Below are 25156 nucleotides of genomic sequence, written 5' to 3'. Positions count from 1 at the left end.
CTTACTCTTTGTCCAACTTTCCCACCAGCGACAGGGTGAAATCAGCCCCCATATACTTGAAGTGCGGGCGCACGTTAAGGCTGACGCGGTACCAGCCCGGCTCGCCATCGACATCGCTGACGATGATCTGGGCGGCGCGCAGCGGGCGACGGCCACGTACTTCGGCGCTCGGGTTTTCCTGGTCGGCTACGTACTGGCGGATCCACTTGTTGAGTTCCAGTTCGAGGTCGGTGCGTTCTTTCCACGAACCGAGTTGCTCGCGCTGCAGCACTTTCATGTAGTGAGCCAGGCGGTTGACGATCATCATGTACGGCAGTTGGGTACCGAGCTTGTAGTTCAGCTCTGCGGCCTTGCCTTCTGCGCTGATGCCGAAGAACTTCGGCTTTTGCACCGAGTTGGCGGAGAAAAACGCTGCGTTGTCCGAGCCTTTGCGCATGGTCAGGGAGATGAAGCCTTCCTCGGCCAGTTCGTATTCGCGACGGTCGGAAACCAGTACTTCGGTCGGAATCTTGGTTTCGATTTCACCCATGCTTTCGAAATGGTGCAATGGCAGGTCTTCCACCGCGCCACCGCTCTGCGGGCCGATGATGTTCGGGCACCAGCGGAACTTGGCGAAGCTGTCGGTCAGCTTGGTGCCGAACGCGTAGGCGGTATTGCCCCACAGGTAGTGCTCGTGGCTGTTGACCACGGTTTCTTTGTACACAAAGGATTTGACCGGGTTATCCAGCGGGTCGTACGGGTTACGCAGCAGGAAACGTGGCACGGTCAAGCCCACGTAACGGGCGTCTTCCGACTGGCGGAAGCTCTGCCATTTGGCGAATTGTGGGCCTTCGAAGTGATCTTTCAGATCTTTCAGGTCCGGCAGACCGGTGAAGCTTTCCAGTCCGAAGAAATTCGGGCCAGCCGCGGCAATGAACGGCGCGTGCGACATGCAGGCCACGCTGGACACGTACTGCATCAGTTTCACGTCTGGCGAGCTGGGGGACATGAAGTAGTTGGCAATGATCGCGCCGACCGGCTGCCCACCGAACTGGCCGTATTCAGCGGTGTAGACGTGCTTGTACAGGCCTGCCTGCATCACTTCCGGTGAATCTTCGAAATCGTCCAGCAGGTCTTCTTTGGAGACGTTGAGGATTTCAATCTTGATGTTTTCGCGAAAGTTGGTGCGCTCGACCAGCAATTGCAAGCCACGCCAGGACGACTCCATGGACTGGAAGTCCGGGTGGTGGAGGATTTCATCCATCTGACGGCTGAGCTTGGCATCGATCTCGGCGATCATGCGGTCAACCATAGCTTTCTTGACCGGCTCACCGTTATTCTGCGGCTTGAGCAGCTCTTCGATGAAGGCCGATACACCGCGCTTGGCGATGTCATAGGCTTCGTCGTCCGGGGTCAGGCGGGTTTCCGCGATGATGCTGTCGAGAATGCTGTAGTCGCTGTTCTCGTGGCTCTTTTGCTGCGCTTTACTCGTGCTCATGGTCTGGCTTCCTTGGCTGATGGGGACTCAGGCGTTTTGGGCGGCGGCGCTCAAGCCCAGCTCACCCAGTACGCGACCGCGAGATTCGTCGTCGGCGAGCACGCCTTCGATGGCCTTGCGGAACGCCGGTGCGTTACCCAGCGGACCTTTGAGCGCTACCAACGCGTCGCGCAGTTCCATTAGTTTTTTCAGCTCCGGCACTTGCTCGACCAGGCTGGCCGGATTGAAGTCCTTCATCGCATTGACGCGCAGTTGCACCGCCAGTTCCTCCGTGTCACTGCCTTCCTGAAGACGGTTCGGTACGCTCAGTGTCAGGCTCAGCTCTTGCTTGGCCAGTACCTCGTCGAAGGTCATCTTGTCGATGCTGATCGGCTTGCGATCTTCGACTTTGCGTTCGTCCTTGCGGTGGGTGTAATCACCGATTGCCAGTAGTTTCAACGGCAGTTCGATCTCTTCCTGTGCACCACCGGTGGCAGGTTTGAAGGTGACGTTGATGCGTTCCTTGGGGGCTACCGAGCCTTCTTTGGCCATGGCTTTTCTCCTTGCGGTTGTGGCCCTGGGGCCTATTCGAGTACCACTTCGAGATCGAGGTGGCACAGCCTGCGATAAATCTCTTCCTTGCGTTCACGTATGGCATGGTTCTGCGGTAACAACTCGCAGCAGCTATGCAGCAAATGCAGCACTTCCAGCGCAAGATCGGGCTCCCAGGTGCTCAAGCCTGAGTCCTGTAAGGTTTGGTCGAGTGTTTCGAGTTGGGTCTTGGCCAGTTCGTACTTCTTGGCCGTGAAGCACAGCTGCGCGAGGGCGAACTGCCAGAAGAATCGAACACGCCCACCCTGGGCGCTTTGCAGGCCCTGCTTGAGGATCTGCACGGCGGCCTTGAGGCCGTCCTTGCGCAGAATCGGCAGGACTTCTTCCAGGGCCAGTTCCCAGGCTGGCTGGGTATCGACGACTTCGACCTTGCGCGGCGCGCTGGCGGTTTGCAGGTGCGGCATGACGTGAGCGGCGATCCATGCCCGGGTGGCCGGATCGGCAAACGGGGCGCCGTCATGGAAACGCAATTCGACGATGCCGGGCAGGCGCTGCAGCAACAACGCGAAGTGAATCTCCACTTCGCGCATCGCCAGCTCGGCGTTCAGACCCTGAAGGCATTCCCAAACCATGCGTTGACCATCGAACCAGAACGGGGCCTTCGCCAGGCTCGTCTCCAGTTCTACCAACAAATCGGCATATTTACCTTGGTCGTAACGGTCCTGATAGGCCTTGAGCTTATCCGCCGGCAATCCACGCAACGCGGTAATATGCTCGGCATTACGCTCAGGTACGGCGTCGATGGGCAGCCACAGCAACGTGCGGTTGAGGCGCAAGGCGCGCAGGTCGGTGGCTTTCTGTTTGAGCCACCAAGCACACAAAGGCCGCGCGCTTTCTTGCTGAGCGCGCAAAGCCTTATGGGCTTCTTTTTCGTTGTCGATCGGGACGTCGGGGGAGAACAGCTGTGTGGCAGCTTGTTTGACCTGGGCCACTGCGGCACCCACTAACCCTGGCTGCGGCTGATCATCCGCGGCACGCAGGACCATACTGTTCAAGCGTCGGGTAATGGGCAGCAGTAGTGGCGCATCGTCACCCAAGTGCTCAGTGCACACCGCATCGAGCCCTTCCAGATGTTCCACCAAGCGGCGGAACAGCGGTAACTGCTCCTTGATGGCCACGTTTTCGTTCAACACGTGCTCAAGACGCGGCACTAGCCAGCCGATGGCTGCCGCGCGGGTACGCAGTTTGGCGGGGTGCAGGTGCGCCCAATGGTGTTCGCACAGGTGCTGCAAGAGCGCGCAGCCGGCCAACAAGCCCGGAAAGGATTCGCGTTGATACAGCGCCCAAGTTAACCAGGCTGCGACCCGCAAATCCTTGGATTGTGTACGTAGCAAGGTCTCACCGACTTCCTGCATTTTCAGCCAGTCGGTCTGTCCACTTTCATGCATTGATTGAGCTTTGGACAACTCGCTTTCCAACGCCTCGAACTCGCTGGAAAATCGAACGTCCTCGCCGGCGAACTGCTGCGGGCAAATAGCAGAGGTCGCGAGCTCAAGATAGTGAGTGGATAGCTTGCTTGAATAGGACATCTACCGACGCTCGATCAGCACCGATCCGCTCAGGCGAATCATTAGTCGCCCTGAAAATGACCTCGTCCCGAAATGATCTGCCGCCATATTCATTCCATCCATGAAAGTTTAATTTTTTAACGGCCCAGATATGGTGTCGAGGACGCGGTCGCTCTGCTTGAGTTGATATCGTCATAACGAGCTCGGGCGAGTATGTGGAGCTGCAACATGAATAGCTGTAGGAATTGTCTGAAAATGGCTCGGAAAACTCCTGCATTAACTCCGGCAGATAACGCGATGCCTGCCGAAGCAATTCAACCTCCCAGCGCAACGCACGGTTGCGCGTCTCGCATTCTTCGCGATCGAAGCCGAAACCAGACTGCAGCACTAACCAGCAATCAGCCATTAAAAAACAATCAAAAGCTATCATTCACAACGAGAGTCGCCCGCACGCGGTATCCGCTCAACACCGTCGATCAAACCAGGGGGGGGTGCTCATTCAGGCCAGCCATATGACAGCAGACACAAGGGACAGCATCGACTGGTAGTTCCTGGCCAGTCGTTTGTACCGTGTTGCTATCCAGCGGAATTGCTTCAGCGTCTGGAAAAAAGCGCTCTACCCAGTTGCGAGCCTTGTAGAGGTGTCGATCAAGGCTGCGAGGGGCAGGCGGTTCTTTTTCGAGGGGATAATCGCCTCAGCGCCACGACGCTGGAAGACCTCAACAAAAGCGTCTGAGTCAGAACTCTTGTCAGCCAATACAGCCTGGAAGGTGACGGTTTTCGCGGGCAGTGACGAGTGGCATGGTGAAGACAGTTGCTCCCATTGATCATCATGAAGAAGCCTATGGCGGCTCATCCGCTACTCCAAATCGACTGGAGGTTACGGACATCACCTGCTCAGTTCAAATGAGAATGCTCCCTGGCTGCCTATAAAGATATCGCCGTGGCTATGGCGTGCGAAAGTCAGAGAAACTTTGCCGTACGGCTCAATCTGGCCAACGACCACTTCATGATACTAATCAACCAGACCGGTGCAGTATCCGGTAATAGGCAATGAAGAGCGCTGGGCATGCGGCCTTCTACAACCGGTCACGAACAACGTGATAATTGCGTTACTCACGACCGTAGACTTTAGATGAATGTATCGACATCCAGACTGATAGGAGCCCCTACGACGTGACCACCCGTAATTGCCGCAATGGCCCGGTCATGGGTGTCAGCGGGTGGCGGAATCATTGCCCATTGCTCCTGCTTAATGTTCTCCGGGTGGGTTTTCCAGCGCGGCAGCGTTTCTACCTGGAACTCGGACTTGCTGGCGAGAAGACCGTACACCTCGCTTTCGGCGACAGATGATTCGCGCAAGGTGATTAGTCGTTCACGGGTCATTTTCATCTGAGCTAGCTCTTCAATAATGAGGGCCCGCTCATGGTCGTTTCGGTGGTAGTGGGCGTCGCCATGCGCCCCCATGCTTGACCTGCTTTCTAGTTGTCGTAATTGCATCGTCATACGTTCTAATGCGGCATTAATCCCGTTAAACTCGCGATCAGTGACCAGTGGCCGCTTCAACTCCTGTGACTCTTGCCAGCGGCGCAGAGTGGCCCAGCAGTTGGGAATATAGCTGGCAACCATCATGTGATTGGCACTACTCAGGATTTGACGGAAGAAGTTTCCGCGCACAGGTAATCCATCGGTTTCGCTCAACGCTTTAGCGCACCCCTGGTCGGTAATGGAGTTGCACATCGGGGTCCACAGCACGGAAGACTGATGGCCATCCTCAAATTTCACCGGCATGAAATGGTGTAATGTGCCGTGATGTTCGTACGGCTGCCCGGCAAAATTGATTAGCCCGGTCGCAACTGCAGCCGCTCCCAAGGCCGGATTGATAAGCATCACGGCCGCCTTCCCCGCGAGAATTGGTGGCTTGTCGGTGTTCATCCACGTTGCCGGAACGCTCGGCACCGGATCGTTATGGTTGACCGTACGGTGATGGAAGAGGCTGGCAGCCCCCTCGACAAACGTTTTATCGGCAGCTCGCGGACTGCCGTAGGTGTAGAGCAGAATGTCATACCGCTCAGGCCTACGTCTCAACATCTCCGACAGCAATAAGGCAATCGCGCCGCCCAGACTGTGCCCGGTAATGACGATTTTTTGCCCGCTATAGAATTTATCCAGGTAACCGGTAACGAAATCCCGCATGCCCTTCGCAGCGCCGTAAAAACCATTATGTACCTTGCCCACGCCCTCGACAAAAGGTACCTGCTCGGCATCTATATCGCGAAGAATATCCGCTCTCCCGGCCGTGCCCCGTACGGCAATTAAAATCAGCTCATCGTGATGCGTGATATAGGCTTGGGTGTTCGTACCAGCTGCCTGCTGACTGTCGTCGAAGAAGTGAATGTTGGCCGGATTTTCCTGCTTCTCACCCAATGCTGGATCATTGACGAACGGATACAACTCTGGATCAAACGGTACAATCTCCAACCGTTTGGAGTAAGGCACTTCCTCATACAGCGGGTAATAGGTCGACCCTTTTGCTTGAGCGGCATCCACTTGCCAAAGTTCAGCAAAGCAAGGCAGGGCCTCGCCAAACCAGTTACCACTTGAGGGCTGCAACGGGAAACCGACGCTTCCGGTCGTCACTGGCTGTGTATTTGGTTTCTGACCAAAGTCGCTGTAACTCAAGGTCGCCAACAGTGCCAATTGGTATAGGTTAAGCGCGCAAAACTCATTATCCGTGGAGAGCGCCGGGCGTAACGCGCGCAATGGGCGCACTTCCAATACATGGTGTCGATTTGACTGCAGGGCAATCCCCCTCGGTCTTGGCGGCGGCGGGCCAAAACCTAATTCCGCCATGCTCGTCTCCGTCGAGGTAATGGTCGCACCACCCCCTCCATCAATGCCTGTCTGTTTCCATACCCGGGACTCCGGTCGAAACTGCCTGATTACATTGGGGCTGGGTGGAAAACGACGCTCGACCATCGGCGGCAAATGCGCGTGAAACACCACCAGCTCACTGACCTCCACCTGATAAAAGACGTCGTCAGCGTTCTTTTTTCCATTGCTCTGCGTACGCGCACCTGACTTATGACGAAACCTAGTTTTCTCGGCGCGCATCTGGAGTTCAGTGATCGGCAGTGGGTAGTGCGGCCTTTTTCTTAAATCCTTATAGAGTTCCTCCGTCCCTTGGTAGAGCTCGGTTAGCGTCAGCACTATCGGACCATTGAAATGATGCTCCACCTTGCCGATGCCGGAAGCATCCAGCTTGCCGGTGTAGACCATGTCTTCGTAATCGGTGGCCTCAAAGGTCAAGCCGGCGTAGGGTTGACCATCCCCAAACTCATCCACCAGTTGAAAACTGGTCCAATGCTCGCGCAGTGGGCAAGCATGGATCTTGCCGCCCATGAACGGTTTATGTTGTTCTTTCAGTTTGGGCAAGCTCATGGGGTTACGTCCTTGTTCTCGGTGCAACCGGGGTAAATGGTGCAGTTGCGGCCATCCGGCATGCGGAAAGTGCTGAAGTCTGTGTAATTCCCGTTGCAGTAGGCGTGTTGATCTTCGAACCCTTCACCCATACAGCGCTTCCAGCCATCAGGCACCTTGACCCACGTGTCTCCCCAGCCGGGCTTTTCCTCATCGGCCAGCTTGATCTTCAGTCGCACAGTTTTACCCGGCAGTTGATCCAGGGTGAATGCCGTAAACGGGTGGCCTTTGGTGATGTTGCCCTGGGTATCGGTGTTTTTGCAGGTGAGGATTTTTCTCAGAATACGAGTCTTGCCGGAGGTGCGGAATAGCCACTGGCACTCACCGAAAAACGCACTGTCACCGACTGAATTGAAGGAGCCCTTCGACTGCTCTAACAACTTATCGCGCACTGCAATTCGGGCGAAGTCGTAGCTACGATCACTCCAATCGTTTCCATAGACTCCCGTGACCTTGATCTCCACGAGATACAACGCCAGCGGGCAGCCACTCACCGTTCGGTGCAGCACGATGTCAGCGGTGGATTTGTATTCTTGACCCTCCATATTAAAACCCAGCTGCGTATTTTTGCCGCCAGGTACGGTGCAGGCTTCCCCTGTAGCGGGAACATATGTAGCCAAGACCGAGTATTTGAAATTCGGTGGAAAATCGGGGGCAAAGGTAAAACTGTCGGACTTACCTGTGGCGGCACAACCCACGGTCAGGACTAAACAACTGGTGAGGATCAGGCTTTGGGCTGTATGTTTCATACGCTGGCGTCTCCCTGCCAATACAGCACGTCCTGATAGACCCGCTCAAAGTGCGTCGTCGGCGTTTCGTTGGATTGAGGTGCCCAAGACTTGGGCTGAATGTATTCCGCTGTCTGCAGGTTGTGCATCAGCAAAAAATGGAGTTGCTCAGGCTCCTGCCATCCCCAGGCGCGGGCCAAGTCGAGCTGAGCGCGTAGCCAGGTATCAATGTCTCGCTGCTCGGCTAAATTGACCATGGCGTCGGAGTGTTCAGATACCAGGTAACGACGAGCATTGTCGAACTGCACCCCCGCATAGGCAGCATCTGACGTGGGGGTCTTCAGCCACGCCGGATCGCGCGGTAGCGGGTAGACGTCGGGCGACGGATTGTCGGTAATGGCCCACTGTTCTGCCTGCCAGAAACAGACGCTGTACATCGGCCCCAGGTAGTCCGGGCGCTGCTCCGGTTGCAGATACGCCAAGGCTCGGCCCAATACACGATTATCGTGAAAGCGATAAAGCGTCTGATTCGGTCGTTCTCCGGTCACCAGGCGCTCGCGCCAGTGCGTCGTTAATATATCGAGGTCACCGTCGTGAGCACTGGCCAGCCAACCCCAATGACGCTCAGGCGTCTTGAGCAGAGCCTCAATCGCGGGATGGGAGAGCGACTCCAACCGAAATAGGTATGGCCCTGCATTTGCCATAGGCTCAGCAGGCGTACCAATGTAAAGATTGCAGAACTGGTTGAGCTCCACCCCCTCCATCAGCGCATTGCGTTCATCCAGTTGGCCTACAGAGTCCAACACCAAGTACAGGCTTCGCCCCAGCTGAATCTGTTCCTGTTGCCATTGTTCAGGCGTATTCATGCGCTTTCTCCGATCGTGCATTGCCCATTGAGACACACCTCGCAAAGAGGGCAGTAGTCCGCGGCTTGTTGTTTGCTGGCACCCACGAGGGACAACAGATCGGCGATGATCGCCTGCGGTGCGGTTGCCAGTGCCTGTGCTGCCTGTAGCGGGGGAGTTCCCACCAGCGGTGCGCCACCCTGAACGATGGGCACACTGCTGAAAATGCCGCCGGCACTGATCAAGATATGCTGCCCGCCGGCCTGCAGTGTCAGGCTCATGCCCGCCTGGATCACCACGTTGGTCGCGGTGACATGAGCCTGCGACCCAGCCTGAATCACCAGGGTGCCGCCCGCGGTGGTGCTGCTGTTACCCGTGATGCTGATCATCTCGTCGCCACCGATCAGCGTGCTGCGCTGACCATGGGTGGTGTGCAATTCGTCGCCATTGATCAGGCTGGAGCTGTTGTTATCGACCTGTTCAAAGCGGTCACGCCCGATCAGACTGTGACTGTCCTGACTGATCTGCTCGCGGCGGTCGTTACCGATCTTGGCGCCGCTGTCGTTGAGGATCAGTTGTTCGAGGTCACGCTGCGCCCGCAGGTAGACTCTCTCCTGTCCCGCGCGGTCTTCAATCGACAGTTCGTTGTAGCCGCCGTTGTGGGGGGAGCTGTGACTGCGCAGCACGGTTTGGGTCTTGTTCGCCGGCAAGGGGTACGGTACAACGGTCTGCGTATTGGGCACGCAGCCGGTGATCAACGGCTGGTCAGGATTGCCTTCCAGGTAGGTCACCACCACTTCCATGCCGATGCGTGGGATCGTCACCGCGCCAAAGGTTTCTCCCGCCCAACTAGAGGATACGCGCAGCCAGCAGCTGCTCTTGTCACTGCCCAACTCCGCACGGTCCCAGTGAAACTCGACCTTTACCCGGCCATGTTCATCGCAGAAAATCTCCTCGCCGACAGGCCCCGTCACGCGGGCGGTCTGGCTTACGAGCAGCGACGGGCGCGTGACCAGTGGCGGACGGTAGAACACATCCCAGGGAATGGCGTAGAAGCTGTTGCGGTAACCTTGGGTGAAGTCGTCTTCTGGCTTCACGTCGCTGGCAATCGATTCCTCCAACACCTGCGGCTGCTTGCCTTGGTGCTCCACACTGAGCAGTAACCACAGAGCATTACACGACGGACGCGGGTGCGAGCTCAGCGTGAAAAAATGCCCGCTGCGCAGGTTCGGCTGATCGCTGTTGCCTTCGGCCAATTGGTAGTCAGCGCGGTGCCGCTCCAGGGCCTGACGGGCCAACTGGCGACCGCGCCGTTCACTGTCGATTAGCAGTGGCGAACGGTAGTCCTCCAGCGCCGGGCTGAACTCGGCGCTGAACTGACCTTCCAGCAACAGGCTGGGGCGGGTGAAGTCGTAATCGCGGCGGGTGACCTGGCTGGTCCGGGTGCTGAAACGCTGACTGAAACGCCGGACCACCGGCTGATCGGCCACTTGGCCACTGCCCTGCTGGTAAGGCGTGGTCCCAAGGGTAGGAAAGAAGGTCTGATCGTCAGTGAAGACCAGATAATGCCCCTGCGGGCTGTGCTGGTGGTGCCAGGCGATGCCCTCCTCACTGCACAGACGCTGGACGAACTGGAAATCGCTTTCGCCGTACTGGGTACAGTATTCACGCGGGAGGCTGCTGCTGACATGAAAGGTGTAGGCATCGGCCAGGATGCCGTGGCCCTTGAGGACCTGGGCGATGATTTGCGCGACCGTCAGCTGCTGAAAGATCCGTTGCTGGTGACTGAACTGCAAGTAATGCAGGGCCGGAACCAATGTCAGGTGATAACGGGTCAGGCGCGGACCGGCGTCGCCCACCCACACATCTTCGATGCAGCCATGCAGGCCTTCGCCATTGAGGCCAAACTGAAGAAATGCCGGTTGACTGAGCAAACTCTCCAGATCGATATCGGGGCGCTCGCTGACCAACTCCAGTTGCAGCGCATACAGGCTGCTGAGGGTTTCACGGCCGTGAAACGCCACCACTTTAAAGTCGTGGCACACCGTGGGGATCAGCAGATCGAACTGCGCGGTATTGGCCGGAGCGAACATAAGCGTGTCCTTGGGCGAAAGAAACCGTTGAAAATAAGGCCACGCCCTGCACCACCGACCGGTTTACAGGGCATAACCGCACGCGACTGAACGGCTCAGCCACGCGCAGCGCCCGAGTCTGTCGCAACAGGCCGAGCGGAGACGGATCGCTCAGGTTTAGCCGGCGACAGGGGTACGCCAGTCATCGGAACCGGAAGTGCCACAGACTTCGTGGGTCCAGGTGATCTTGCGGTAGGTGAAGTGCACGTCTTCCAGGTGAGTGAAATGCGCGTTGGCCGGGTCCTGGCAGTTGAGCATGTAGTCCTTGATGTCGACGATGATCGCGTCTTCCAGCTTGGTGGTGTAATAGTGCTCCTGGGTGCCTGCGGCCGAGGTGCGGTACCACTTGATTTCGATCGAAGTCAGACGCTCGCCCGAAGTCAGGGCGGCCAGCAGCAATGGCGAGGCCTTGTCGAATACTTTGGTAATCACCACTGGCTTGTGCACACGCTGACCGGTCGGCTGACCCGACTGCGGATCGCGTGGGATGATCACTTCATGCTGGAAGCCTTGGACCATGACCTGGTCTTCGTGACCTTCCTGGTAGGTATTGCCGACGGAATCGGCGGTGAACGCGCCAGCGGTAATCAGGCCCTGTTTGGTGCCAGTGATGGACATGTAAGCGGGTGTAGCCATGGCGATGCTCCTTGCTGAAAAAGAGGCCTTGAACGGCCGAATTGCCGGCCAAGGCCTGACTTAACAAGTCAAGGTTCGTGCCACTTTTAAAATATCATTACTTAACAAGTGGTTACCGAAGAGAACCAGCCAAAACTTAGTTTTTTGTCTAAAACAACGGGGAAAGTGCGCAACTTCTTGCGCAGTACTGCGCAAGAAGTTGCGCACTTGGCTATGGAGCATAGACGACGTGGCCTGCAGGAGTTTTAGGCGAAAAAAATCAGAAATAAGTGCGCAAATTCTTGCGCATAATGGCCATACGCCTTCTACTGAGAGGAGTCGGTCAAAATCAAGCATTTCGATTACGAAAAATTCGCCATTTCATCCCAACACAGATCGGCAGACACTCCATGTGTTTTGCCTCCTGAATAGCCTATAGCCTGACGGAGGCTGATCTGTAGGAGCACAGAACATGGGATTATCTTTTCGATGCGATATTGCACCCCACTTGACCCGTTTGCACTCGACCTGACAGACACTTGCATACGTTCTGACCGCCAATTGCATCGGTTTTTACCAACAGGCATTGGACCATAACTGGCAGAGAACGGCCAAAGGGGGCAGTGGGCGAACTCCCGATAGCGAGTCCAAGTAAGGGTCGGCAAACACACCTTCTGAATCCAAGCATTAAAGGCGCAGGTAGGGGTACTTGTGCCAACGGATACAACACTGTCGCAGACGACTTCGTAACGTGGCTGTGGCTCAAGACAATATCAGCAAGGTGTGCATACCGCCGATTTGCTCCAGGTAATCCTCCCCGATCAACTGTGGGTGATACTGTATATCGGCGGGCATGTCATTCGGATGCAGGAAACACATGCGCCCAATGACGCTGGGCGTTTGAGTCAACACTCCGTACGTCGTACCGAACGTCATATCGATTACCTCATGGCTTGGCAGCGTGAGCCACGCATGCAAATTCAGCGCAGGGGAGGAAACGCCCTTTGCAGCATCGCCTTAAGCTCGCGGGTATCGCTATAAAAGACATTGCGGCCGTTGTATGCAACGTAACCTAAGGTGAACGCGAGCGGCACCCCCAGCGCCCTTTCTAATGGAGCTTTGAGCATCGCAGTTACCGCAAAACACTGCTGCGAAACATCTTCAGCCTGGAGATGGGATAGAAACGAGGACACCACCTGCTGAAAGACCTGGAGATTGTGCTCGCTGACAACGCGCTCTTGGGAGCGACGGAAGCCCGAGTGCACCAAACCCCAGGCTTTGCTGCGTTTCAATGCTTGGTCAAATCGCTGTTCGTAGTTACGGGCTTGTTGGCCCATCAACCGCCTGATCGACGAAAGCAAAGGAAGCTCCTCGCACATTTACAAAGCGGGAAGCTTCGGGCTAGGGGGCGGAGAAATCAAGGGAGATGCCCTTTGAGCGTCGCCGCCGAGACGCCAGCACAGCTTTGGCTCCGTTTGGGGAGGCCATTATTCTCCTCCCTAGATTTGCTCTTCTCTTTAGGAATGGCACTACGCTATCGTAAACTAGACCTACATCCGTAGGTTGCAAAGGGACTGACCAATGGAAGCATTACGATATGTCTAGATGCACAGCACCAGTACGCGGACATAGTTCAGCAGCAGCGACCGCAGCCTGCCCTGCATGCCGCTACCGCAGCAGTTCTCGCTCCTATTCCTCATCATCGGGCAGCAGCGGGAGTAGCTATGGCAGCAGTGGCGGTGGCAGATCTAGCGGCAGTTCAAGGCCCCGCTGGTCGAAAGCGGGTTCGACCGTGCCGTACACGTTCGCCCAAGTGCAATCACTCACGCCAATCCGCCAAACCGTTGAGACGAGAGCAGCGACGCAGCCTGATCTTCGTGACGTATTCCTATGCCACGCGTGGGACGACCGGCAAGGGTCAGCCAAAGAACTGCACGAATTGCTCGTGGCGGTGGGTGTCAAAGTTTGGTTCAGCGAGAAGGACCTTGGCCTCGGCGTTCCGATGATGCGCGCCATCGACAAGGGATTGGCAAATTCACGAATTGGGCTCGTGTTGGTGACCCCTGCGCTGCTGACCCGCCTTCCCAAAGAGAGCGTCGCCGACAAAGAGCTTTCGGTGCTCCTAGCGGGTAACCAGCTCATTCCCATCGTGCACAACACGACATATGAAGCTCTCCGCAATGTCAGCCCCTTGCTCGCCTCCCGAAGCGGCCTGGATACTGGAGAAGACTCAATGGCGGTGATAGCGGCAAAAATCGCCGAGTTGATCGCGCTCTAATTGTATAGCCCCACACCGTTCGTCATTCTGATGCACCACTTGGGAAAAGTGTGTGCCTCCCCTTCGGCTTCGGGTCAACCGGACCGATCACCGAAAGCCTGGTTAACTAAAAGTTAGAGTCTGTATTTGGCCCCTATGCCCCTGGCAAAAGGCATCTACAAAGCGTCGTTTTCCGCCAGCCACGGCCACGAAGATTGGTGGTCAAATACGATGGGTAATCTGGTCAGGCCGAAAGCAAATGGGCGGGCACGTCTGTACAATAACCCTTTTGAGATATACCAACCTCAACATGCCCAGACCAACGGCAGGGAATGTCTGGACATGAGTGCGGCTGGCATACAAACGCCTGATCTGGCCACGTCGCCAGCCAAGCAGATTATCCAATTCAGGAGTGCAAAGTAGCCAGTGGTTTGCACATTACTATCTGACATGAGCTGCCGGCAGAACTGTCAAATCTTCATCCCAAGCCCTTGGTCTGTTAAGATTTGTCGCGAACGGCTTGATTGAAGATCCTGCTCTTTTCGAAAGACTCATCGACCAACATATCCAACTACAAGACACTCCAAAAAAACCAAAATACAAGTCTGTGCATCAGAGTACTCAAACTCTCTCGCACTCTATCAATCACACAGACAAAATCAGAATCAAGTAACTACCATAAATCAGTTTTCTAAACTTACTTGATAGCATCTCAATTTATTTTCCAATTCCCTCACACGTTCAACCAACTGCAAATTTTGCGACAGCACTTGGTATAGCTGGTCACGAGCTTGCTCAAGCTCAGCCACCGCCTTTCCTGCCTTATTCTGCGCACTTTTAATCTGCAGCGCCTTTGAGTTACTTGTCGTCCTGCATTCGGCGCGACAAGCTTCAATCCTGGCAATTAAAGACATGTGCGACTTGCGAGACTTCTTCAGATAGCCACGGTCAAAACCTGCTTCTACACTTACAATACCTGCCGTGATTTTTGATCCATCAATACCGACATGCGCTGGAGTCACTGAGAGTCCTGCCTTCAGTCGTTCAAACGCACTCTCGCAGATTTTTACACCATCAGCGACTTTACCAGGCATGATCATTCAACCTCCACAACGTCCACCAAACGACGCCGGTACCGAAGCAATCTCTCTATATCACCGCTGACTAACTGGTATTCACCAGTGCCTTCTTCATACATTGTCAATTCTTTTTGAGTGTCGGCAATCGCTTCATCCAATTTTTGCGGTTTTATAATCGAGCCCTCACAGGTCAAGCAGCTCGTAAAGTCACCGAGCAGAAAGGCGTCACACTCACCTACCTTCGTACAGCCACCCAAGAGGGTTGGCCGATATCTGAGATGGCCATTAGCGACGCGTTTCATCGTTTCGTTACGCACATCCGCAATGATAACGTCACCGTCTTGAAGACGTTGGCGTTGCTTGGCAATATAACTTCCAGCACCTCCAAAGAGCGGCGTATTTTCACCAAGGACCTCTGTTAGAATGTCGTAGGCCACACTCATTGGCATACCCATCTGAAACTCATATGCCACGTGGTTCCGAGGTAAATCGAACTCCTTTTTTCCGGATCATAATAGCCAAAAATCGTCTTGAGGTTTTCAAAATTGTTGGCGTAGTAGCGCGCCATCTGCAAAGTCATGTGTTTGTACTGTTTTTTCAAGCTCGGCAACGAAATAAAGCCACTGCTACTGCCATAAAATGCCAAAGAGCGTCGAAACTGATGACTCGTCAGATTCCAAGGCTGGCCAACTGCAAAAGATTCTTTTGCGGCGAAGTCCAATTCCGGACTTGTTGCCGCCAGCTCTATCAAGTCCTGCGAATCAATCAAAATTGATGTGGCCAGTGACTCCGGCTTTGCCTCGACTCTCCAAAGTGTCACGCCTGCTTCCATGGCCCCTTTCCGGACAATAACTGCTGGATTGAGCAGAAGCGGCATTTCATTAAAATCGGTGTTGTAGAGCTTTGAGAGACCGCGACAAATTGCTTGAGCAACTTTCACGGCTTTGATTACATCTTCCGTGGCAAGCCAAGCTTCGACTTGTCGGTACCCTTAAAATTTTTTAGTAGTAGATATTAGATCTACCATCTTTACTCGGTCTCGAACGACACCCTGTTCATCCGTCGTTTCTGGAACAACTACAGACTGTGAAAGACAATTATACGGAAGTCTCGCAACCTCTTGGTCACGCATACCAGTATAAGTGTGAATGATATTTTTTATCACATACTGGATTCTAGCGAGTGATAACGACAACCCCATTCGTTCTTTGCAAAAAAAATCACCCATAAAAATGCATTCCAAACTGTGTTTCGCTATGGCCTCTTCGAATATAGGTCGCACGTCGCGCTTAGAAACCTTCATCGTACAGCGTTGAAAACTGATACTGGTTCCATAAACTCTATCCTCAAAACAGGCAATGAAGCCCTCTAGATTATTTATGCCGGCGTGAACCTGATCGATCCTATCAGCCAGAATATTTATTATTTCAAGGTATATCCGAGTGGGGATAACTGGATGCTGCATCACCTCCCGATGCTCCTTCAATCCAAAATCCAAATCTAAAGTACCTTGAATCCTATACCCTAAGCGCTTTTCCCCAACAGAAACCAAATGCCTCAGCAGTGCACGAAGCTTCTTAACCTTGCTTTGGCACATTTTACTATCCCTAAGGAAGGCAGCCAAATACACCGGAATTGTGAACAGTTGCTGCAATGATATAACCCCAACCACTTCTTTATCTTTTTGTGCATAGCAATACTGAGCAGCGGTACGCAGCATCGCATAATATTGCAACAAAGAGGCGGGACTGAGGCGGCCAATATGCCCAGAGCTAACATAGTGCATCAGACAGAAGAAGATATATTTCATCTCATTTATTAAGCGACGCTGCTCAACTCCCTGAACAGGGAACACACCGTCAAACCGAAATAATTTTATCCTACTCGCGCTCAGACGATACGGGTTAAAATCCCACACATCACATCCATAGACCGCCGTAGCATTCCCATCCTTATCGCGACACAACACAAACCCATCAGAAGGTGTACTGCCGTCTTCGTCATGTTGGTCCGGAGGAACAACCCCTACGCCTGCTAAGCCGGCAAACAAATCGCTGAAGAACTTAGAACTCAAAATACCACCCCCACTTTTTCGTAGCGTTGCAGGCGTTTTTCCCAAAAAGGCGTTAGCTCGCCCAGTTGTTGTACTTGGACCTTCATTTCAGCAACAAGAATAAAACTTCCCTCTGAGCGCTGGGAAACGGCATCCAGGATAAACTCGATACGGATAGAAAGATCTTTGAAAAGCCGCTCAGCATGCTGTAAATCCCCGGACTTCCCCCTCACGGCGTTAACAACATACTGAAGACTGAGGAGTTTATGAACATCCTCTTTATCTGCATGACACATATAATTTTCACAATAAAGACACCCATACTGCGTCTGACAGTTTGGTTGTATCGGTACCTCCTCATGAGTTTTCACAGGGTGATTGAGGTCCTCGCAATGCCCTACAACGGTGGCAGAGCCAGGCCGAGAACCTCGCTCCCGAACGACCTCAGCGGCCTTACGAACGGCCTCCCAGTAAGTACCAAATTCCTGCTCTTGCCGCTCCGGAGTAGTTTCTGAGTAATACATAGCATTTGTGCGTTCCGAATGGTTCAGCGTATCGGCCACCAATGATGGCGACACTCTCAATTCATGCAGAACCAAACTCTTAAATTTCCTTACCGAAGATGCCGGAATATTTTTGGCATCCGACGGCAAATACATGCCTCTAAGCCGCCTAAAAAATGCACTCGAAAAATTTTCGTTCAACTGGCTAAATTCACCAGAGTAGACACCTTCTTTACGCATCCGAAAAAAAAGATACTTGCAATCTTTTCCATCAAGCATCCATTGCCTAAGTTTCAAATAAGCCTTCAGCAATTGAAGTCCTTTTCTGCCGATTGGATAACGAGTCGTTTTTCCCCTCGCCCTAAATTTAACTGCCGTCAACTCCTTTTTTATTGACGACTGCTCAACCTCAAGAGCTTCCGCAAACTCAAACTGCACAAACTCACTCGGATTTGCGCCTGTAATTAAAATAAACAGGCACGCATACGCACTTGCAGCCATGGAGGCTAAGCGCATCCGCTGCTCATGCCGAAGACTTGCGTTCGCTTCATCCATAGTACCTTGTGTTTCAGCGAGCGAGCGGCGAATTATATCTAGCTTACTGACTCGCGCCCCACTAGCCATATACTCCTCAGGTGTCGAAACTCTTCCTTCCGACAGATTAAGACAATGGAGCTTCTTACCCTGAGAGTAGGGAGTAATTGTTGCACCGCAAATAGGAAAAACTACAGCTTCCAAACCTACAAACTTAACCCGACAGGGAAACGGCTCGCCATCCATAACAAAAGAACGAAACCGAGATGCGATATCCATGCAGACGTTTATATAATTTTTAACATCAAGTTCTTTCGGAGGCTCCGGGCTTTTCCGATTCGCGCTAATAACAGATACGCCTCTGGTAATGTAGTGAGCATCATGTTTAAACTGCAACCCAATTAATAGCTTGAAGGCTCTCTGCCTACCAAAGCATGTGATCGGCTTTAGTTTCCCTTGGGCCAATATCTGATGCAGAGGAAAGCCACTAAACCCTTTGTATGCTGCCCGAGCAGACTTCACGTCATCGAATGCATCCCTATGGCCATTGGAGTCACACCAATCCAGCACAAACTTAAAGCTTTTGAATTCACCAAGGACGCTTTTATCTCGCAGCCCGCCCGTATTAAAATAATCTGCAATTGTTCGTACCAGCATTCTCCGAACACGCACAAAAGAGTCTATCGCGACGGGAATCCCGTCCTTACATGCCTTGACTCCTATATAGCGAGAAGCATAGGCAAATGCGCCGATATCAATCGGGCTTTTGATGCCGCGCGGATCCAGCTTTAAACGCAAGCGCTCAGGGTACAGAAAATCCTGCCCTAATTGAGATAGACTAACAACATCCGTTTCACGAACAACCATTAGCCCAAAATCACTCATTAACATCCTCCAGCATCAAATCGCTGTAACCTCGAAATCCGAAAATCTCATCCTCGTAAAGCTCTTGTGCCGCCAACTTATCAGAATGCAAACGAAACAGCTTTAGATCATTCTCAGTTGTTACCCGACTTGAGTGATGCAGGCGCTTCTGCACAAGCGAGATCTCTTCACCATGCTGCAAGCGCCCTGAAGCTAACAGTGGAGATAGATACTGATATAACTGAAACGCAAAGGTCGCTCTCAACCAGTGATAGGTAAAGCTCATAGGAAACGCCGTTGACGCATGCTTAATAAACTTTCGCTTTAGGGTTTCGGTCACTTGCCCGGTAGGCCTTGACTTAACCTCTAAATAACGAGGATCGTCTTCCGCCATATAATAGCAATTACCTTGATCTGATAAAAATACGTACATATCTTCATCATTTAATGATTCAAGGTGGCTGTAATTTTTCTCGAACCTTTCACGCAGCAAAGATCTCCTTTTGACTGCCACCGCACAACTGGCAAAGACCTTAATATCATCAGCCAATTGCTTCGGCACATAAAGCGTTTGAGGCTTGTCGCGTTTAGTATCAACCCCCGTCCCAGGACCGACATGCAGGTGATATGTCTTATCCCGATGCAGCTTATCCTCAGTGAAATTTTTAAGATGCTTTATTCGCAACGTCAGAACTGTCTGTTTTCGTGCACCGATCATCAACGCGAATAGCAATATCAGTCGTTCCTGCTGCGACCAAATGTTGTCGTCACCGATTACCGCCAACAACTCGGACAACTGCGCATTGGTGAGAGGCCTGAGATCCTCTCCTTCGTCACGCACAAAGCCAATGGATGCATTGTTTTCTTTGTGCACTGGACGCGTCTGACTGCGCTTTTCCACCTCAATCATCCGAGTACCACTACCACTTTCTAATAAAAATCGAACCTTTTTTACAGTATCAACACGCGCCATATCAATTTCATGATGCCAATTCATCGATACAAACTTAATAAAGTCATATACGATCCCGGTGTACTGATTAATAACAGCGGAAGACCTCCCCCCCTGTCAATTAGACGTCGAAAATAGCGGTATGTTGGTCTTAGCGGTGGTCGTTTACCAGAAAAGTCCTTCCAATCTATTTCTTCTTCCTCACAAAACATCAGGTAGTCTAAAAGCTTACTTGCTGTACGCCGGGCCTTGTCGGTGGGCCAATTCTGTGCGTGCTTATTCTTCACGAGACTTAGAATATACGAGTTCGCTTCAATCCACGGCACACCGTTACGATGAAACAACACTGGAAAGTTGTACACGTCACGCTCACTGGAACTACTACCAAACTCATTTACCTGGCATAACTCTATAGGTGGTTCAGTGCCTTTTAAGAGAGTTTGAATTACGCCACGCGGTTTTAAGGACACGCACAGTTCAGCGAAAGCATCCTGCACGCGAGGGATAATGACCAACCTGCCAAAATGGGCAGAATTCTCGTATGACGACATATATGCACCATTTCCCTGAACGCAAATCCGTCAATCTACGTCGTTACGAGATATTTTTTCAATCCTTTTTTGTCAATCCTTGATTGTTAAGTGATTCAACCCAGGGGTCTAACTTATGGAATAACCCATCGCCGCCAGTTAACGATCGATGCTCTGCTCGAACTGTTGCATGCGCGCCTTTACTTTGCCCTGAGTGAAGTTGCGGTCGCGGTTGTTGACGGCTTTGAATTTGCTGCCGTTGATGGCGATGATCGATTGAGAGAAGAGATTGAGGTTGCGACAAAGGCCGAATGTCGATCCAGACCTCCAGTGCGTTTGGCGTGATCCACCAAATCACAACCTGGATGAAAAATAGGCCAACCGTGATCCGACCGCCCACGGCCGTCCCGAAGATGCGCATCCCGATAAAGGCGGCGGCACGCTCGCCAACGTCCCGTACCGCTGTGCCCATCACCGCTTGACCGGTCGGGCGACCAATAAGCGGTGCGGAGTAAGTGAAACTGACTATGACAGACAAAAAACCCGCACCAAAGCCGACTCCACTTTTAAAGTAAAGGAACGACAAAGGCAATATGCCATTAACCACAGGGCACGGCGAGACCAATTTTCGAGTGTCTTAAATATTTGCTCATGGGCGGATGCTAATTTTAAGTTTTTGAAAAACCGAGTTCGCCTTGAAGGCTCAACTTGAAGCACGAAAGCTATTCAAGGGTGAATGCAAGATCTGTAGGTTTTTTCGCAAAGTTGTAGACCGGTGTAAAATTTCAACTGAAATACAGAAAAAAACATTAATTTCAGGGAAAACCTCATCCGCTTCGGCACCATCGCCGAAGTCCAGATAGGAGTTCGTCCAAGCCAGAAGCAAATCCCCCGGTTAAGGCTGCCAAGTAAGCCTGGCTGGACGAACTATCAAAGCGTAACTGGAATCCAAATCTCAATCTGTAGGAATTGTCTGAAAACGCACAAACAAAACAGCCTACCGGTAGCAGCGGCGAGAGTTCTATTGCCGTGAGCATCTACAAACGATACTTCCGGGCCACATTAGGAGACTTGGTAGCTAGGTTTTGTACGAAATCCCTTGAAACGCCAATTTATGTAGCAATTGCCGCCATCAGAGCCAGGAGGCCACGATGGCAAAACGGTATCAACTCTCGGACGCAGCCTAGGATTTAGTTGCAGACATCTTCAATGTAACCCGCCGTGGCGGACGCCCACGGGCAGATGATCGCCTCATGTTCAACGGCGAGCTGTGGGTGCTCTGCTCAGGTGCAGCCTGGCGAGACATGCCGGAGCGCTTCGGCCCTTGGCCAACGGTCTATCAACGTTTTCGCGACAGGCGTATTCGCGGGGGCTTTCGACCAGATGCTCAAGCGCCTGCACATCCGATTGAACGAGCAAGGGGTGATCGACCTGGATACCTGGATGATCGACTCCACCGCCGGGCCTGCAACCCGAGCCTCTTCCGGTGCTGGGAAAAAAAGGGAGCCTGAAGAACCTCAAGACCATGCTCTCGGACGTAACTGCGGCGGCCTGACGACCAAGATCCATATGCTGTGCGATGCCAATGGCGAGCCTTTGCGCTTCCTGCTCTCAGGCGGGCAAGCTAGTGACATTGCCTATACGCAACCGCTGCTGGATGAGGCATCTATTCCAAGTCTGCGCGGTCGCCCAGGCAAACGCTGCTGATGGATTTTGGCCGATAAAGAGCTATGACAACGATACCTTACGGCGCGACTGCGACCGCTATCGGATGCAACCGGTAATTTCACTGTTCAACATGAAACGCAAGCCAAAGCCGGCTTATCCAGACTGTTTGATCGCCGAAAATACCGTCAGCGCAACATCATTGAGCGCATGTTCGAATGGTTGAAGGAGAACCGCCGCATCACTACTCGCCACGACAAACTCGCGAAAAATTTTGCGACAATGGTTTCATTGGCTTGTGCCAAGCTGTGTTTGCGACAGTACTTTTCGTACAGAGCCTAGTTATGTTAATCGCCACCGTTGACCAAGGTCAGATCATCCCAGTCTTTATTTCGTTACCAATGTTTTTCACCTAGGAGCCTTCATCGCACCGGGCCCTATTCCTGCCCCCAATTGTCATTTCTCATAAGCTAATCAGTGACTAGATTTTTCACTACACTTGGGACTGTAGACCTAAGAATTTCATCGTAATGTCTATAGTTCGCCCTTGATTCGTTTGGTTCGCACGCATTTTCATTTATATAAAATTCTGGACAAACACTCACTCAACAAACACTCATCGGGCCGTTCCTTGCAGCGTAGTTTGATGTACAACACTAATAATAGCACTCCTTTCGAAGGCTATTTTTCTATAGAAAGCAATATTGACAGCTGTATATCTACTACCTATACCATATAACTAGATTTGCTCTATGTCCGCTGTGGATGCGTACGCAAAGTTCGTGGTTGATGATTCAGGATTCCGAAGCGAATTCCTGTCCTTCTAATCGAGGTAGAGATGCTCCGCCCTTCGTTGATTTTTGCTGCTCGGTTACTGGGTTGGTTTGAGGTTTTAGAATTTCGGGGTTCATCGGTGTTCACATAAAAAACTCCCAGCCGCAGCTTATGCATGCCTATCCAGGCTCCCCATCGAAGCCAAGGACATTCAACTGCGTAACGCCTGGCTGGAAGTTCGAAAAGCCCTCGGGAACTTGCATCCACCGCCGGGGACCAACAAATCGGAGCTGAGGGATACTGATTCCTAGGTGCCGTTGCTTGACAGAGAATTATTCGAACTGAATTGTAATTTGGGTCCGGCGATTAGGCGCAAGGCACGAAACTACCTGCGGCGATTTTGGTCCTGGACAAACCACCAGAGGTTCAGCGGAACCACGGCCATCCACCTCAATCTGGGAGCCTTTCACACCACGTTCCATCAAATAGCTGCGCACGGAATTAGCGCGCTGCAGCGAAAGGTTATTGTTGTAGGTCGGGCTACCGAAGCGATCGGTGTAGCCAATAATGCTGATACTAATCAACTTCGCCTCATTCAGTTCGCTGATCAGTTGATCCAACTTAACGCGGCCCTCCGAGCGCAATAGTGCGCTATTGAAGCCGAAGGTGGCGTCGGCAGCCAGGTTAATCTTTTTGACGTTGGTAGCTGCGGTAGTCATCTGCTGCGCCGGAGCTGGCGGCTGCATGCAATCTGCGGGCAGGAAGAAGAAGGACTGCGCAACCATGTTTTTGTCGAACAAGACTTTGTATTGGCAGATCTTGTCAGGCTGACCATTTGGCTGACGGAACTTGAAGATATAGTCCCACTCGCGAACTCCGAACATACCCTCGCTGAACTGCGGATGACTAACCAACTCCATCACCTGCTTCTTGCTCATTCCTGGGCGCATCTTGCCCAGGTTCTCCAGGTTGACGTAATAGCCTTCTGGCATGGACGCATCCTTAATCGCCGGGTAAATCGGCTGTGCACTCTGTCCTGCATCATCGACCTTGCTAACAGTACCGCACGCCGTCAATGCCGCCATGGTAGTTACTGCTATAGCCAAACGCAGGCCACCTACGGAAAACTGCTTGTACATATTAAATACCTCGAAGCTTTTGGTTAGGGAGCCGGTTCAAGCCGGCTCCCGTCTCTAAATTAGAGTCGGATTACCACTGGTAGCCCACACCGACTGAAACACCGAATTCACCTTGGGAATCCGTAGTACCAGCCAGCTTGGTGACCCATTTGCCGTTGTCAGAAATTCGCGACACACCCACTGCCAAGGCTTGCTGACCGCGATAGTTGCCCATACCTACGGAGGCCATGCTGGCACCCGGGCTGTAGGGTTGCGGCAGAGCTGCTGCAGCCATGGCCCCAGCGATACCAGCGCTGAGGATGTCATCCTGCTCTTTCAGATCGCGCTTCAAGTCCGAGTAGACGTTATTGATGCTGTTGTTGATGTCACCCGTAGCCTTGCTCAACTGACGCAGGTTTACTGCATCGGTGTCCGCCGTACCATCAGCCACATTTGTGACCTGACGCTCAGCGCCGGCACTACCCATCGAGACACTATTGACGCGGTCAGCCACCGAGTTGTTACCCAGCGCCACCGAGTTGGTGGCGGTCGCCCGAGCATTGCTTCCGAGAGCGGTGCTGTTGTCAGCCGAAGCCACCGCACCGGCGCCGCCAGCGGTAGAGTCCTTACCGGTAGGCTTAGGCTTGGGCAGGTTGCTGGTGTTGTTCGTCTGGAACATGCCGTCGGTGCCATTCCGAATCTTGGTTACATCGCCCTCGACCTTGGTGACGCGATTGTCAACGTTCGTAACCGTGTCATTGATCTGCTTGACCTTGTTGTCGGTGTAGTTCTTCGACTCTGCGACCGCGCCATCCAGCTGACGCAGATTCACCGCATCAGTCGCTTCCTTGCCGTCAGCGACATTGCTGATAGTGCGAGTCTCACCCGTGGCGGCATTGCCCACAGAGACCGTGCCGGCGCTGTTATTGGTCACATTGGAGTACTTTCCTGTGTAGCTTTCCGCGCCACGGCCATTGTCACTGGAGCCTTGGCCCAATGCCACGCTACCGTCAGCTCTGGCAGTCGCACCGTCCCCCATGGCCACAGAACCCTTGCCGCTAGCCTTTGCATCCGGACCAACCGCTACCGAATTCTCACCGCTGGCTACCGAGTCGGCCTTGATGGAGTTGGTGTGGAAGTACTTGATGCCACCACCATTGCTGATGTTGGTGATGCTGCCTTCGATAGTGGTGACGCGATTATCGATATTGGTGACCTTCTCATTGGTCTCATTGAGCTGCGACATGTTCACCGCATCGCTGTCATCCACACCACGGGCAATGTTGGTGATCTTGGTGCCACCGGTTTTGGACACGCTGTTATAGGTATTACCACCCAGGGTGATGTTGTTGTAGTTGACGCTGCCGTCGACGTTCAGGTCGTACTTCACCGAGCCCTTGTCCAGGTTATCGACATTGGTGTTCAGGCCATCGATTGCCGAATTGGTGGCA

General features: G+C 53.0%; 17 protein-coding genes and 3 pseudogenes. 2 read left to right on the top strand and 18 right to left on the bottom strand.

Annotated elements, in window-relative coordinates; all coding sequences use genetic code 11:
- Position 1 precedes the first annotated feature (1 nt).
- The 9 genes from tssC to ACM6G4_RS20750 all read right to left on the bottom strand — a co-directional run bounded on the left by tssC (position 2) and on the right by ACM6G4_RS20750 (position 12737).
- The gene (gene tssC / locus ACM6G4_RS20790) at positions 2-1477 is read right to left on the bottom strand and encodes a type VI secretion system contractile sheath large subunit (protein ID WP_414914523.1); all 1476 of its coding nucleotides are present in this window, start codon (positions 1475-1477) and stop codon (positions 2-4) included.
- Between the two features lie 27 nt (positions 1478-1504).
- Positions 1505-2008, bottom strand: coding sequence for a type VI secretion system contractile sheath small subunit (gene tssB / locus ACM6G4_RS20785; RefSeq protein ID WP_414914522.1), 504 nt, complete (start codon positions 2006-2008; stop codon positions 1505-1507).
- Positions 2009-2040: 32 nt separating this feature from the next.
- A complete protein-coding gene (gene tssA, locus ACM6G4_RS20780; protein WP_414914521.1) occupies positions 2041-3597 on the bottom strand; it encodes a type VI secretion system protein TssA in 1557 nt (518 codons plus the stop codon).
- 1110 nt (positions 3598-4707) lie between these two features.
- Positions 4708-7017, bottom strand: a complete 2310-nt coding sequence (locus tag ACM6G4_RS20775; RefSeq protein WP_414914520.1) for a lipase family protein — start codon at positions 7015-7017, stop codon at positions 4708-4710.
- Positions 7014-7805 carry a hypothetical protein gene (locus ACM6G4_RS20770; RefSeq protein WP_414914519.1) on the bottom strand — a complete coding sequence of 264 codons (792 nt, stop codon included), beginning with the start codon at positions 7803-7805 and terminating at the stop codon, positions 7014-7016. Before ACM6G4_RS20770 ends, ACM6G4_RS20775 begins: the two co-directional genes overlap by 4 nt.
- Positions 7802-8650 (bottom strand): DUF4123 domain-containing protein, encoded by an 849-nt coding sequence (locus ACM6G4_RS20765; RefSeq protein WP_414914518.1) that lies wholly within the window; start codon positions 8648-8650, stop codon positions 7802-7804. Before ACM6G4_RS20765 ends, ACM6G4_RS20770 begins: the two co-directional genes overlap by 4 nt.
- The gene (locus tag ACM6G4_RS20760) at positions 8647-10722 is read right to left on the bottom strand and encodes a type VI secretion system tip protein VgrG (RefSeq protein WP_414914517.1); all 2076 of its coding nucleotides are present in this window, start codon (positions 10720-10722) and stop codon (positions 8647-8649) included. The genes ACM6G4_RS20765 and ACM6G4_RS20760 overlap by 4 nt, the downstream gene beginning before the upstream one ends.
- Positions 10723-10878: 156 nt before the next feature.
- Positions 10879-11397, bottom strand: coding sequence for an Hcp family type VI secretion system effector (locus tag ACM6G4_RS20755; protein ID WP_414914516.1), 519 nt, complete (start codon positions 11395-11397; stop codon positions 10879-10881).
- Between the two features lie 959 nt (positions 11398-12356).
- A complete protein-coding gene (locus ACM6G4_RS20750) occupies positions 12357-12737 on the bottom strand; it encodes a hypothetical protein (RefSeq protein ID WP_414914515.1) in 381 nt (126 codons plus the stop codon).
- A 431-nt stretch (positions 12738-13168) separates the two neighbouring features.
- Between ACM6G4_RS20750 and ACM6G4_RS20745 the strand changes: the two genes are divergently transcribed.
- On the top strand, positions 13169-13654 hold the full coding sequence (locus ACM6G4_RS20745; RefSeq protein WP_414914514.1) for a toll/interleukin-1 receptor domain-containing protein: 486 nt from the start codon (positions 13169-13171) through the stop codon (positions 13652-13654).
- A 662-nt stretch (positions 13655-14316) separates the two neighbouring features.
- Here the strand turns inward: ACM6G4_RS20745 and ACM6G4_RS20740 are convergent.
- The 7 genes and pseudogenes from ACM6G4_RS20740 to ACM6G4_RS20710 form a co-directional block, all read right to left on the bottom strand.
- Positions 14317-14733: a hypothetical protein gene (locus tag ACM6G4_RS20740; protein WP_414914513.1), complete on the bottom strand. Its 417-nt coding sequence runs from the start codon at positions 14731-14733 to the stop codon at positions 14317-14319.
- Entirely contained in the window at positions 14730-15167 is a 438-nt protein-coding gene (locus tag ACM6G4_RS20735) for a hypothetical protein (protein ID WP_414914512.1), read from the bottom strand. Before ACM6G4_RS20735 ends, ACM6G4_RS20740 begins: the two co-directional genes overlap by 4 nt.
- On the bottom strand, positions 15152-15652 hold the full coding sequence (locus tag ACM6G4_RS20730) for a hypothetical protein (RefSeq protein WP_414914511.1): 501 nt from the start codon (positions 15650-15652) through the stop codon (positions 15152-15154). Before ACM6G4_RS20730 ends, ACM6G4_RS20735 begins: the two co-directional genes overlap by 16 nt.
- A gap of 51 nt (positions 15653-15703) precedes the next feature.
- Positions 15704-16786, bottom strand: a complete 1083-nt coding sequence (locus tag ACM6G4_RS20725) for a hypothetical protein (protein ID WP_414914510.1) — start codon at positions 16784-16786, stop codon at positions 15704-15706.
- Positions 16783-18687: a hypothetical protein gene (locus ACM6G4_RS20720; protein WP_414914509.1), complete on the bottom strand. Its 1905-nt coding sequence runs from the start codon at positions 18685-18687 to the stop codon at positions 16783-16785. The genes ACM6G4_RS20725 and ACM6G4_RS20720 overlap by 4 nt, the downstream gene beginning before the upstream one ends.
- Positions 18680-20169 (bottom strand): annotated as a pseudogene (locus ACM6G4_RS20715) (site-specific integrase). The gene ACM6G4_RS20720 and the pseudogene ACM6G4_RS20715 overlap by 8 nt, the downstream one beginning before the upstream one ends.
- Positions 20170-20310: 141 nt before the next feature.
- A pseudogene (locus ACM6G4_RS20710) lies at positions 20311-20454 on the bottom strand (IS5/IS1182 family transposase); the annotation flags it as partial.
- A gap of 896 nt (positions 20455-21350) precedes the next feature.
- On the opposite strand from ACM6G4_RS20710, the pseudogene ACM6G4_RS20705 reads away from it, so the two are divergent.
- Positions 21351-22155, top strand: a pseudogene (locus ACM6G4_RS20705) (IS5 family transposase).
- A gap of 764 nt (positions 22156-22919) precedes the next feature.
- Here the strand turns inward: ACM6G4_RS20705 and ACM6G4_RS20700 are convergent.
- Both ACM6G4_RS20700 and ACM6G4_RS20695 read right to left on the bottom strand, forming a co-directional pair.
- Complete coding sequence (locus ACM6G4_RS20700; RefSeq protein WP_414914508.1) at positions 22920-23726, bottom strand: OmpA family protein; 807 nt, start codon at positions 23724-23726, stop codon at positions 22920-22922.
- A gap of 70 nt (positions 23727-23796) precedes the next feature.
- Positions 23797-25156 (bottom strand): YadA family autotransporter adhesin (locus ACM6G4_RS20695; RefSeq protein WP_414914507.1); only part of this gene is annotated, 1360 nt, incomplete at its 5' end.

This window comes from Pseudomonas sp. IT-P258, assembly GCF_949767825.1.
Classification (GTDB): domain Bacteria; phylum Pseudomonadota; class Gammaproteobacteria; order Pseudomonadales; family Pseudomonadaceae; genus Aquipseudomonas; species Aquipseudomonas monachiensis.
This window is presented reverse-complemented; position numbering and strand designations above follow the sequence as displayed.